Below are 12,783 nucleotides of genomic sequence, written 5' to 3' on the forward strand. Positions count from 1 at the left end.
CCTTGGAGTCTGGTGTTCGGTTTCTCGCCGCTGTTTACGGTGCTGGTGCCGGCGGGTGTCTTCCTGCTGCGCCGAGCCGGTTGATTGCACTCTATAAAACACACGAACTTGTAGGAGCCGGCTTGCTGGCGATGGGTGCTCGGCGGTCATCCAGACCCACCGCGGCGCCTCTATCGCCAGCAAGCCGGCTCCTACAGAGACCGCCACGTCCAGGATCTGCTGGGGCCTTGGAGTCTGGTGTTCGGTTTCTCGCCGCTGTTTACGGTGCTGGTGCCGGCGGGTGTCTTCCTGCTGCGCCGAGCCGGTTGATTGCACTCTATAAACCACACGAATTTGTAGGAGCCGGCTTGCTGGCGATAGAGGCGCCGCGGTGGGACTGGATGACCGCGGAGCGCCCATCGCCAGCAAGCCTGCTCCTACAAAAGTCGTCTAAAACGCCCCTGTCGCAAGACCGGGGCGTTTTTGTAGGTGCCGTCTGACCTGCGAACGTGACGCTTGCGCCGTGGATCAGGTACAATTCCCGGCTATTTTTCGGCGGGCTATGCCTGCAGCCTTTTTGAGTGTTGATCCGTGAGTGATTTGAGTCATATCCGCAATTTCTCCATCATCGCCCACATTGACCATGGCAAGTCGACGCTGGCCGATCGCTTCATCCAGATGTGCGGCGGCCTTGCCGAGCGCGAAATGGAAGCCCAGGTGCTGGACTCCATGGACCTGGAACGTGAACGCGGGATCACCATCAAGGCCCACAGCGTCACTCTGTATTACACCGCTCGCGATGGCATCAAGTACCAGCTCAACTTCATTGACACCCCGGGCCACGTTGACTTCACCTATGAAGTCAGCCGGTCGCTGGCGGCCTGTGAAGGTGCGTTGCTGGTGGTCGATGCCGGTCAGGGCGTTGAAGCGCAATCGGTAGCCAACTGCTACACGGCCATCGAACAGGGCCTGGAAGTGATGCCGGTCCTGAACAAGATCGACCTGCCACAGGCCGACCCGGAGCGCGTCAAGGAAGAAATCGAAAAAATCATCGGCATCGATGCCACCGACGCAGTCGAGTGCTCGGCCAAGACCGGCCTGGGCGTCGATGAAGTGCTCGAACGTCTGGTTCACACCATTCCTGCGCCGACCGGCAACATCGAAGATCCGCTGCAAGCGTTGATCATCGACTCCTGGTTCGACAACTACCTGGGCGTTGTTTCCCTGGTACGCGTGCGCCACGGCCGTGTGAAGAAGGGCGACAAGATCCTGGTCAAATCCACCGGCAAGATCCACCTGGTGGACAGCGTCGGTGTATTCAACCCGAAACACACCCCTACCGCTGACCTGAAGGCCGGTGAAGTGGGCTTCATCATTGCCAGCATCAAGGACATTCACGGTGCACCGGTCGGTGACACCCTGACCTTGAGCTCGACGCCAGACGTCGACGTGCTGCCCGGCTTCAAACGCATTCAGCCGCAGGTCTACGCCGGTCTGTTCCCGGTCAGCTCCGACGACTTCGAAGATTTCCGCGAAGCCCTGCAAAAGCTCACGCTCAACGACTCGTCCCTGCAGTACACCCCGGAAAGCTCCGACGCTCTGGGCTTCGGCTTCCGTTGCGGGTTCCTCGGCATGCTGCACATGGAAATCATCCAGGAGCGCCTGGAGCGCGAGTACGACCTGGACCTGATCACCACGGCGCCGACGGTAATTTTCGAGCTGTTGCTGAAAACCGGTGAAACGATTTACGTCGATAACCCGTCGAAGCTTCCCGACCTGTCCTCGATCGAAGACATGCGCGAACCGATCGTGCGGGCCAATATCCTTGTGCCGCAAGAGCACCTGGGCAACGTCATTACCCTGTGCATCGAGAAGCGTGGCGTGCAGCACGACATGCTGTTCCTCGGCACACAGGTGCAGGTGACCTACGATTTGCCGATGAACGAAGTGGTCCTGGACTTCTTCGACCGTCTCAAATCCACCAGCCGCGGCTATGCTTCGCTGGACTACCATTTCGATCGTTATCAATCGGCTAGTCTGGTGAAACTGGATGTGCTGATCAACGGTGACAAGGTCGACGCCCTGGCGCTGATCGTGCACCGTGACAACGCGAACTACAAAGGTCGCCAGTTGACCGAGAAGATGAAAGAACTGATTCCGCGGCAGATGTTCGACGTGGCAATCCAGGCCGCCATTGGCGGTCAGATTGTGGCGCGGACAACCGTCAAGGCACTCAGAAAGAACGTATTGGCCAAATGCTACGGCGGTGACGTCAGCCGTAAGAAAAAACTGCTGGAGAAGCAAAAGGCCGGTAAGAAACGCATGAAGCAAGTCGGCAACGTGGAAATTCCACAAGAAGCCTTCCTTGCAGTGCTCAGGTTGGATAGTTAGGTCCTATGTCACTAAATTTCCCGCTGTTGCTGGTCATCGCCGTGTTCGTCTGCGGCCTGTTGGCGTTGCTCGATCTGATTTTCCTGGCGCCGCGTCGGCGTGCCGCCATTGCCTCCTATCAGGGCAGCGTCAGCCAGCCTGATGGGATGGTGGTCGAAAAACTGAACAAAGAGCCGTTGCTGGTCGAGTACGGCAAGTCGTTCTTCCCGGTGTTGTTCATCGTGCTGGTGCTGCGTTCGTTCCTGGTGGAGCCGTTCCAGATTCCTTCCGGCTCGATGAAACCGACCCTGGACGTCGGCGACTTCATTCTGGTGAACAAGTTTTCTTACGGGATCCGCCTGCCGGTGATCGACAAGAAAGTCATCGAAGTCGGTGATCCGCAGCGCGGCGATGTGATGGTGTTCCGCTACCCAAGCGATCCGAACGTCAACTACATCAAGCGTGTGGTCGGCCTTCCGGGTGACCAGATCCGCTACACCGCCGACAAGCGTCTGTTCGTCAACGGCGAGTCGATTGCCGAGCAACTGGTCGGCTCCGAGCCGGGCACGCTGGGCAGCGCAGAGCTCTACAAGGAAAAACTCGGCGTCGCCGAGCACCTGATCCGCAAGGAAATGAGCCGCTATCGCGCATCGCCGGACCATACGTGGACCGTGCCTGCCGGGCACTACTTCATGATGGGCGACAACCGCGACAACTCGAACGACAGTCGCTACTGGGATGATCCGAGCATTCCCAAGGATCTGCTGGGCATGGTTCCCGACAAGAATATCGTCGGCAAGGCCTTCGCAGTCTGGATGAGCTGGCCGGAACCCAAACTCAGTCACCTGCCGAATTTTTCGCGGGTTGGCCTGATCAAGTAATCACACACGGCGCTGTTGAACACAGCGCCGAATGCATTTCTGGAACCGCCACAATCGGCGCCAGACGCATGAAAACAATGATATTCAGGACGTAATTTTTGAACACAGCGTTAATTGTCCCAAGCCTGCGCCACACCACGGCGATGGCGGTGGAATCCAGCCACGAACTCAGCGTGGGTAAACCGTGAGCGTCTCCTTAAGCCGTCTAGAGCGTCAGCTCGGCTACACCTTCAAGGATCAGGAACTGATGGTCCTGGCCCTGACTCACCGCAGCTTTGCCGGGCGCAACAACGAACGCCTGGAATTCCTTGGTGATGCCATCCTCAACTTCGTTGCCGGCGAGGCGCTGTTCGATCGCTTCCCGCTGGCCCGCGAAGGCCAGTTATCGCGTTTGCGCGCACGTCTGGTGAAAGGTGAGACGCTGGCAGTACTGGCCCGCGGTTTCGATCTGGGCGAGTACTTGCGTCTGGGTTCCGGCGAGTTGAAAAGCGGTGGTTTCCGTCGCGAGTCGATTCTGGCCGATGCCCTGGAAGCGTTGATCGGTGCGATCTACCTGGACGCGGGCATGGACGTGGCGCGCGAGCGCGTGCTGGCCTGGCTGGCCGGAGAGTTCGAAGGCCTGACGCTGGTCGACACCAACAAAGATCCAAAAACCCGCTTGCAGGAATTCCTGCAGTCGCGTGGTTGTGAGCTGCCGCGTTACGAAGTGGTGGATATCCAGGGTGAGCCGCATTGCCGGACGTTCTTCGTCGAATGTGAAATCACCTTACTGAATGAAAAAAGCCGAGGTCAGGGTGTGAGTCGTCGTATTGCCGAACAGGTAGCGGCCGCCGCAGCACTGATTGCCCTGGGTGTGGAGAATGGCAATGACTGATTCAACCGCAACACGCTGTGGCTATGTTGCCATCGTCGGCCGTCCCAACGTGGGCAAGTCCACGCTGCTGAACCACATCCTCGGCCAGAAGCTGGCGATCACTTCGCGCAAGCCTCAGACCACCCGCCACAACATGCTGGGCATCAAGACCGAGGGCGCCGTGCAGGCGATCTACGTCGACACCCCGGGCATGCACAAGGGCGGCGAAAAGGCCTTGAACCGCTACATGAACAAGACCGCTTCGGCGGCGTTGAAAGACGTCGACGTGGTGATCTTCGTGGTGGATCGCACCAAGTGGACCGACGAAGACCAGATGGTCCTCGAGCGCGTCCAGTACGTGACCGGCCCGCTGATCGTGGCGCTGAACAAGACCGATCGCATCGAAGACAAAGCCGAGCTGATGCCGCACCTGACCTGGTTGCAGGAGCAGCTGCCGAACGCGCAGATCATGCCGATCTCGGCCCAGCACGGGCATAACCTCGACACGCTGGAGCGAGTGATCGCCGAGCACCTGCCGGAAAACGATCACTTCTTCCCGGAAGACCAGATCACCGACCGCAGCAGCCGCTTCCTCGCCGCCGAACTGGTGCGTGAGAAAATCATGCGTCAGCTGGGCGCCGAGCTGCCGTACCAGATCACCGTGGAAATCGAAGAGTTCAAGCAGCAGGGCAAAACCCTGCACATCCATGCCTTGATCCTCGTCGAGCGCGATGGCCAGAAGAAAATCATCATTGGTGACAAGGGCGAGCGCATCAAGCGTATCGGCACCGAGGCGCGCAAGGACATGGAGCTGCTGTTCGACTCCAAGATCATGCTCAACCTCTGGGTGAAAGTGAAAGGCGGCTGGTCCGATGACGAGCGCGCCTTGCGTTCGCTGGGTTACGGCGACCTGTAAAGCGTCTGGCAGCACATGGATCTACTGTGGGAGCGGGCTTGCTCGCGAAGAGGATGTAGCATTCAGCATTAATGTTGGCTGTTGCACCGCATTCGCGAGCAAGCCCGCTCCCACATTGGTTTTGGCTGTTTGTAAAACGGCATTCCGTCATTGAGAGCTCCATGTCCCAGCCCATCGGCCAACCCGCCTACGTCCTCCACTCCCGCGCCTACCGTGAAAACAGCGCGTTGGTGGACTTCCTCACGCCGCAAGGTCGGCTGCGGGCGGTGTTGCGCAGTGCGCGGGGCAAGGCGGGGACGCTGGCGCGGCCGTTCGTACCGCTGGAAGTCGAGTTCCGCGGCCGCGGTGAATTGAAGAATGTCGGGCGCATGGAAAGTGCCGGTACGTCGACATGGCTCATCGGTGAGGCGCTGTTCAGCGGTCTCTATCTTAATGAACTGCTGATCCGCCTGCTGCCCTCCGAAGACCCGCACCCCGCTGTCTTCGATCACTACGCCGCGACGTTGCTTGCGCTGGCCGAAGGCCGTCCGCTGGAGCCGTTGCTGCGATCCTTCGAATGGCGCTTGCTCGACGATCTCGGTTATGGCTTCGCGCTGACCACCGACATCCACGGCGAACCCATCGCCCCGAATGGTCTCTATCGTTTGCAAGTGGACGCCGGCCTGGAGCAGGTCTACCTGCTGCAACCCGGTCTGTTCAACGGCACCGAGTTGCTGGCCATGGCCGACGCCGACTGGTCAGCCCCCGGCGCGTTGTCCGCCGCCAAACGTTTGATGCGTCAGGCATTGGCCGTTCATTTGGGCGGTCGTCCGCTCGTCAGCCGCGAACTGTTTCGCAAGCCTTAGTCTCCCCGTATGCTGTGCGCCGAATCTTTAAATTCAGGAGTGCTTCCGTGACCACCAGCAATCGCATTCTTCTTGGCGTGAACATCGACCACGTTGCCACCCTGCGTCAGGCCCGGGGTACTCGTTATCCCGATCCGGTCAAGGCAGCACTGGACGCGGAAGAGGCGGGCGCCGATGGCATCACTGTGCACCTGCGCGAAGACCGTCGGCACATCCAGGAACGTGATGTGCTGGTGCTCAAGGATGTGCTGCAAACCCGCATGAACTTCGAAATGGGCGTCACCGAAGAAATGATGGCGTTCGCCGAACGCATCCGTCCGGCACACATTTGCCTGGTACCGGAAACCCGCCAGGAACTGACCACCGAAGGCGGCCTGGACGTGGCAGGGCAGGAAGCGCGGATCAAGGCTGCGGTGGATCGCCTGGCGAAGATCGGTTGCGAAGTGTCGCTGTTCATCGATGCAGACGAGCGGCAGATCGAAGCGTCCCGTCGCGTGGGTGCTCCGGCGATTGAGTTGCACACCGGTCGTTATGCCGATGCCGAGACGCCGACGGACGTGGCTGAAGAGCTGAAGCGCGTGGCGGATGGCGTGGCGTTTGGCCTGGCCCAGGGGCTGATCGTCAATGCCGGCCACGGTTTGCATTATCACAACGTTGAAGCGGTCGCGGCGATCAAGGGCATCAACGAGCTGAACATCGGCCATGCACTGGTGGCACATGCGTTGTTTGTCGGGTTCAAGTCGGCGGTGTCCGAGATGAAGGCATTGATTCTGGCCGCCGCAAAAGCCTAAGCCGAACACAAAACCAAAATGTGGGAGCGGGCTTGCTCGCGAAGGCGGTATATCAGTCGACATCAACGTTAACTGACACACTGCCTTCGCGAGCAAGCCCGCTCCCACATTTGATCGTCGCTGTTTTGTTAAAGCTGCGGGGTTTCCTGATTCGGCTTGGTCTTGTCGACTCCCGGCACATGCAGATTGCCCTCGGCGACCTGATTGCCCTCCAGCTGCGGCTGCGTCACCCACGTCAGGATGTCGTAGTAGCGACGGATGTTCGCCACAAAATGCACCGGCTCGCCGCCGCGGGCGTAGCCGTAACGGGTTTTGCTGTACCACTTCTTTTCGGACAGGCGCGGCAGGATTTTCTTCACGTCCAGCCACTTGTCCGGGTTCAGCCCTTCCTTGGCCGCCAGTTTGCGCGCGTCATCCAGGTGACCGCTGCCGACGTTATAGGCCGCCAGTGCAAACCAGGTGCGGTCCGGCTCCTGGATCGATTCGTCCAGCTGCTCCTTCATATAAGCCAGGTACTTCGCGCCGCCCATGATGCTTTGCTTGGGGTCCAGGCGATTGGACACGCCCATGGCCTGGGCGGTGTTCTGGGTCAGCATCATCAAGCCGCGGACGCCGGTCTTCGAGGTGACGGCTGCTTGCCACAGCGATTCCTGATAACCGACCGCCGCCAGCAGGCGCCAGTCGACTTTCTCTTTCTTGGCGTAGGTTTTGAAGTGCTGCTCGTACTTGGGCAGCCGTTGCTGCAAGTGCTGCGCGAAGGTGGTGGCGCCCATGTAGCCGAGTACATCGACGTGCCCGTAGTAGCGGTCTTTCAGGCGTTGCAGAGTGCCGTTCTTCTTCACCTTGTCGAGGTAGTCGTTGATCTCGTTGAGCAGGCTGTTGTCGTCGCCGGCCGCGACGGCCCAGCTCTGGTTGCTGGCGTCACCGAGGTCAAAGGCGACCCGAATGTTGGTGAAGTAGACCTGGTTCATTGCCACTTCGTTGGAGTCGACCAGGGTCAGGTCGATCTGGCCTTCATCCACCATGCGCAGCAGGTCGACGACTTCAACCGCGTCGGACTCTTCGTACTCAATGCCGGGAAATTTCTGTTTCAGCTCCGCCAGTTGCCCGGCGTGGGTGCTGCCCTTGAGCACCATGATCTTCTTGCCGACCAGATCCTTTGCATCGGTCGGCCGCGACTGGCCATTGCGATAGATGATCTGCGGGGTGACTTCCAGGTAGGAGTGGGAAAACCGCACCTGCTTCTTGCGCGCTTCGCTGCTGACCAGGCCGGCTGCTGCGATGACCGGGCCGTTGGGCTTGCCCACCTGGTTGAACAGGTCGTCGAGGTTGTCGGCGGTTTCGATCTTGAGTTCGACCCCCAGATCCTCGGCGAAGCGCTTCACCAGCTCGTATTCGAAGCCGGTTTCACCGTTGCGATCCTGAAAGTAGGTGGCGGGGCTGTTTCGGGTAACCACCCGCAGCACGCCATCCTCCTTTACGCGCTCCAGCGTGTTGGGTTTATCAACACAGCCACTGAGCACCAGGAAGAGTCCGGTTGCGATCAGCCATTTGGCGTACCGCGGACGCAAAGCCGTTGGGGAAAACATCTGCGCAGTATACGCAAAGGACCACGAGCGCCATATCTCGACAGCGAAGGCCTTGTCTGCTAGAGAGCGAAAAACCACTCTGGAGCCCGCAGGAATGGGCCTGCTCCCCATTTTGTGACACAAAAAATAACACCTGGCGGACCGCTGTTGCAGGCCTGAATACCCGGCCCGACGTCCGGGTGACGCCGCCCGTACCGTTTCGGGTGATGTCGCGGGCGGTTTAGGCTAGAATGCACGGCCTCAAAGCACACCCCTTCCCGAGGCTGTCCCGAAGATGTTGATCCTGCGCGGCGCTCCTGCCCTTTCTGCCTTTCGCCACAGCAAACTCCTTGAGCAACTGAGCCAGAAGGTTTCGGCTGTCAGCGGCTTGTATGCTGAATTCGCTCACTTCGCCGAAGTTACCGGCGTCCTGACCGGCGACGAACAGCAGGTGCTCGCGCGCCTTCTGAAGTACGGTCCAAGCGTTCCGGTCCAAGAACCGACCGGTCGCCTGTTCCTGGTGTTGCCGCGTTTCGGCACCATCTCGCCGTGGTCCAGTAAAGCCAGCGACATCGCTCGCAATTGCGGGCTGAGCAAGATCCAGCGCCTGGAGCGCGGCATCGCGTTCTACGTGGCCGGCCAGTTCAGCGACGCCGATGCGCAGCTGATCTCTGACGCGCTGCACGACCGCATGACCCAGATCGTTCTCGGCAACCTTGAACAGGCCGCCGGCCTGTTCAGCCATGCCGAGCCGAAACCGCTGACCGCGATCGACGTCCTGGGCGGCGGCCGCGCCGCGCTGGAAAAAGCCAACACCGAGCTGGGCCTGGCCCTGGCCGAAGACGAGATCGACTACCTGGTCAATGCCTTCGTCGGCTTGAAGCGCAACCCGCACGACATCGAACTGATGATGTTCGCCCAGGCGAACTCCGAGCACTGCCGTCACAAGATCTTCAACGCCAGTTGGGACATCGACGGTCAGAGCCAGGAAAAAAGCCTGTTCGGCATGATCAAGAACACTTACCAGATGCACAGCGAAGGCGTTCTGTCCGCTTACAAGGACAACGCTTCGGTGATCGTCGGTAACGTGGCCGGCCGTTTCTTCCCGGACCCTGAAACCCGCCAGTACGGCGCGGTGCAGGAACCGGTGCACATCCTGATGAAAGTCGAAACTCACAACCACCCGACCGCGATCGCTCCGTTCCCGGGTGCGTCCACCGGTTCCGGTGGCGAGATTCGCGACGAAGGCGCGACCGGTCGTGGCGCCAAGCCAAAGGCCGGCCTGACCGGCTTCACCGTATCCAACCTGCAGATCCCTGGCTTCGAACAGCCGTGGGAAGTGCCATACGGCAAGCCTGAGCGCATCGTCACCGCGCTGGACATCATGATCGAAGGCCCACTGGGCGGCGCCGCGTTCAACAACGAATTCGGTCGTCCGGCCCTGACCGGTTATTTCCGTACCTTCGAACAGTCGATCACCACCCCGCGTGGCGACGAAGTTCGTGGTTACCACAAGCCGATCATGCTGGCAGGCGGCATGGGTAACATCCGTGCCGAACACGTACAGAAAGGCGAGATCACCGTCGGTTCCAAGCTGATCGTACTCGGCGGCCCGGCGATGTTGATCGGTCTGGGTGGCGGCGCGGCTTCCTCCATGGCCACCGGCACCAGCTCGGCTGACCTGGACTTCGCTTCGGTACAGCGCGAAAACCCTGAGATGGAACGTCGCTGCCAGGAAGTCATCGACCGTTGCTGGCAGCTGGGCGACAAGAACCCGATCAGCTTCATCCACGACGTGGGCGCGGGCGGTCTGTCCAACGCGTTCCCGGAACTGGTGAACGACGGCAATCGTGGCGGTCGCTTCGAACTGCGCAACATTCCAAACGACGAGCCGGGCATGGCCCCGCACGAAATCTGGAGTAACGAATCCCAGGAACGTTACGTCCTGGCGGTTGGCCCGGCGGACTTCGAACGCTTCCAGGCGATCTGTGAACGTGAGCGTTGCCCGTTTGCCGTGGTCGGCGAGGCCACTGCCGAGCCGCAACTGACGGTCACCGACAGCCACTTCGGCAACAGCCCGGTGGACATGCCGCTGGAAGTGCTGCTGGGCAAAGCCCCGCGCATGCACCGTTCGGCCGTTCGTGAAAACGAACTGGGTGACGACTTCGATCCGTCGACACTCGAGATTGCCGACTGCGTCGAACGCGTTCTGCATCACCCGGCCGTGGCGAGCAAAAGCTTCCTGATCACCATCGGCGACCGCACCATCACCGGCCTCGTGGCCCGTGACCAGATGGTCGGCCCGTGGCAGGTTCCGGTGGCCGACGTTGCCGTCACCGCCACCAGCTTCGACGTCTACACCGGTGAAGCCATGGCCATGGGCGAGCGTACTCCGCTGGCACTGCTGGACGCTCCTGCGTCGGGCCGCATGGCCATCGGCGAAACCCTGACCAACATCGCCGCGTCGCGCATCAACAAGATCTCCGACATCAAGTTGTCGGCGAACTGGATGTCCGCGGCCGGTCACCCGGGTGAAGACGCGCGTCTGTACGACACCGTTAAAGCGGTCGGCATGGAACTGTGCCCTGACCTGGGCATCACCATTCCGGTGGGCAAGGACTCCATGTCCATGGCCACGCGCTGGAATGACAATGGCGAAGACAAGACCGTCACCTCGCCGATGTCCCTGATCGTGACCGGTTTCGCGCCAGTGGCTGACATCCGTCAGACCCTGACCCCGGAATTGCGCATGAACAAAGGCACCACCGACCTGATCCTGATCGACCTGGGTCGTGGCCAGAACCGCATGGGCGCCTCGATCCTGGCCCAGGTTCACGGCAAGCTCGGCTCGCAAGCGCCGGACGTCGATGATGCCGAAGACCTGAAAGCTTTCTTCGCCGTGATCCAGGGCCTCAACGCCGACGGTCACCTGCTGGCGTATCACGACCGTTCCGACGGTGGTCTGCTGACCAGCGTTGTGGAAATGGCCTTCGCCGGCCACTGCGGCCTGAGCCTGAACCTCGACGGTCTGGCAGAAACCTCCGCCGACATCGCCGCGATCCTGTTCAACGAAGAACTGGGCGCCGTGATTCAGGTTCGTCAGGACGCCACCCCGGACATCCTCGCGCAGTTCAGCGCTGCTGGCCTGGGCGACTGCGTGTCGGTGATCGGTCAGCCGATGAACAACGGCGAGATCAACATCACCTTCAATGGCGACACGGTGTTCGAAGGTCAGCGTCGTCTGCTGCAACGTCAGTGGGCCGAAACCAGCTACCAGATCCAGCGTCTGCGCGATAACGCCGACTGCGCCGAACAAGAGTTCGACGTGCTGCTGGAAGAAGACAATCCGGGCCTGAGCGTCAAGCTGAGCTACGACGTCAACCAGGACGTCGCTGCGCCTTACATCAAGAAAGGCATCCGCCCACAGGTTGCCGTGCTGCGTGAGCAGGGCGTCAACGGCCAGGTGGAAATGGCCGCCGCGTTCGACCGCGCAGGTTTCAATGCGATCGACGTGCACATGAGCGACATCCTGGCCGGCCGTGTCGACCTGAACGACTTCAAGGGCATGGTCGCTTGCGGCGGTTTCTCCTACGGCGACGTGTTGGGTGCCGGTGAAGGCTGGGCCAAGTCCGCGCTGTTCAACAGCCGTGCTCGCGATGCGTTCCAGGGATTCTTCGAACGTAACGACAGCTTCACCCTCGGCGTGTGCAACGGTTGCCAGATGATGTCCAACCTGCATGAGCTGATTCCGGGCAGCGAGTTCTGGCCGCACTTCGTGCGTAACCGTTCCGAGCAGTTCGAAGCCCGCGTTGCGATGGTTCAGGTCCAGGAGTCGAACTCGATCTTCCTGCAGGGCATGGCCGGTTCGCGCATGCCGATCGCCATCGCGCACGGTGAAGGTCATGCCGAGTTCGAAAGCGAGGAAGCGTTGCTGGAAGCCGATCTGTCGGGTTGCGTGGCGATGCGTTTCGTCGACAACCACGGCAAGGTCACCGAAAACTACCCGGCCAACCCGAACGGTTCGCCGCGCGGGATCACCGGTTTGACCAGCCGCGACGGCCGCGTAACGATCATGATGCCGCACCCGGAGCGTGTGTTCCGCGCTGTGCAGAACTCGTGGCGTTCGGAAGACTGGAACGAAGATGCACCGTGGATGCGTATGTTCCGTAACGCTCGCGTGTGGGTTAACTAAGCGCCGTGTACAAGCTCAGCTTTTTTGTTCCTGACAGCCATGTCGAGGTGGTCAAGAGCGCCGTATTCGCTGCCGGTGGCGGGCGGATCGGGGCTTACGATCACTGCGCGTGGCAGGTGTTGGGCCAGGGCCAGTTTCGCCCATTGGACGGCAGTCAGCCGTTCATTGGTGAAGCGGGGCAGGTCGAACGGGTCGAGGAATGGAAAGTTGAGCTGGTGGTGGCGGATGAGTTGATCCAGTCGGTGGTGGCGGCTTTGAAACAGAGCCATCCCTACGAGACACCGGCTTACGAAGTGTGGCGGCTGGAGGATTTTTGATCCTCTGGCTGCTGTAATGAAAAACCCGCTTCGGCGGGTTTTTTGTTGCCTGCAATTCATCGAACCTACAC

Annotated in this window: 10 protein-coding genes; 9 read left to right on the forward strand and 1 reads right to left on the reverse strand. The window is 60.4% G+C overall.

Annotation, left to right across the window (positions count from 1 at the left end; translation table 11 throughout):
• The first annotated feature begins 135 nt into the window (after positions 1–135).
• The 7 genes from FBY04_RS32440 to pdxJ all read left to right on the forward strand — a co-directional run bounded on the left by FBY04_RS32440 (position 136) and on the right by pdxJ (position 6,635).
• Positions 136–309, forward strand: a complete 174-nt coding sequence (locus FBY04_RS32440; RefSeq protein WP_159439543.1) for a hypothetical protein — start codon at positions 136–138, stop codon at positions 307–309.
• A 261-nt stretch (positions 310–570) separates the two neighbouring features.
• Positions 571–2,370 carry a translation elongation factor 4 gene (lepA, locus tag FBY04_RS24230; RefSeq protein ID WP_084323046.1) on the forward strand — a complete coding sequence of 600 codons (1,800 nt, stop codon included), beginning with the start codon at positions 571–573 and terminating at the stop codon, positions 2,368–2,370.
• A gap of 5 nt (positions 2,371–2,375) precedes the next feature.
• A complete protein-coding gene (gene lepB, locus FBY04_RS24235) occupies positions 2,376–3,230 on the forward strand; it encodes a signal peptidase I (RefSeq protein WP_084323045.1) in 855 nt (284 codons plus the stop codon).
• Between the two features lie 184 nt (positions 3,231–3,414).
• The gene (rnc, locus tag FBY04_RS24240; RefSeq protein ID WP_017340629.1) at positions 3,415–4,104 is read left to right on the forward strand and encodes a ribonuclease III; all 690 of its coding nucleotides are present in this window, start codon (positions 3,415–3,417) and stop codon (positions 4,102–4,104) included.
• Positions 4,097–4,999, forward strand: coding sequence for a GTPase Era (gene era / locus FBY04_RS24245; protein WP_008026691.1), 903 nt, complete (start codon positions 4,097–4,099; stop codon positions 4,997–4,999). Before rnc ends, era begins: the two co-directional genes overlap by 8 nt.
• A gap of 161 nt (positions 5,000–5,160) precedes the next feature.
• The gene (recO, locus tag FBY04_RS24255) at positions 5,161–5,844 is read left to right on the forward strand and encodes a DNA repair protein RecO (RefSeq protein WP_145317409.1); all 684 of its coding nucleotides are present in this window, start codon (positions 5,161–5,163) and stop codon (positions 5,842–5,844) included.
• 47 nt (positions 5,845–5,891) lie between these two features.
• Complete coding sequence (gene pdxJ, locus FBY04_RS24260; protein WP_084323043.1) at positions 5,892–6,635, forward strand: pyridoxine 5'-phosphate synthase; 744 nt, start codon at positions 5,892–5,894, stop codon at positions 6,633–6,635.
• A gap of 128 nt (positions 6,636–6,763) precedes the next feature.
• Here the strand turns inward: pdxJ and mltF are convergent, their stop codons facing one another.
• Complete coding sequence (gene mltF / locus FBY04_RS24270; protein ID WP_084323042.1) at positions 6,764–8,224, reverse strand: membrane-bound lytic murein transglycosylase MltF; 1,461 nt, start codon at positions 8,222–8,224, stop codon at positions 6,764–6,766.
• A gap of 274 nt (positions 8,225–8,498) precedes the next feature.
• On the opposite strand from mltF, the gene purL reads away from it, so the two are divergent.
• Together purL and FBY04_RS24280 are read left to right on the forward strand one after the other, a co-directional pair.
• Positions 8,499–12,395, forward strand: a complete 3,897-nt coding sequence (gene purL / locus FBY04_RS24275; protein ID WP_084323041.1) for a phosphoribosylformylglycinamidine synthase — start codon at positions 8,499–8,501, stop codon at positions 12,393–12,395.
• A 5-nt stretch (positions 12,396–12,400) separates the two neighbouring features.
• Positions 12,401–12,712, forward strand: coding sequence for a YqfO family protein (locus tag FBY04_RS24280; RefSeq protein WP_084323040.1), 312 nt, complete (start codon positions 12,401–12,403; stop codon positions 12,710–12,712).
• The last annotated feature ends 71 nt before the right edge of the window (positions 12,713–12,783 follow it).

Source organism: Pseudomonas sp. SJZ080, assembly GCF_007828295.1.
Lineage (GTDB): Bacteria > Pseudomonadota > Gammaproteobacteria > Pseudomonadales > Pseudomonadaceae > Aquipseudomonas > Aquipseudomonas migulae_A.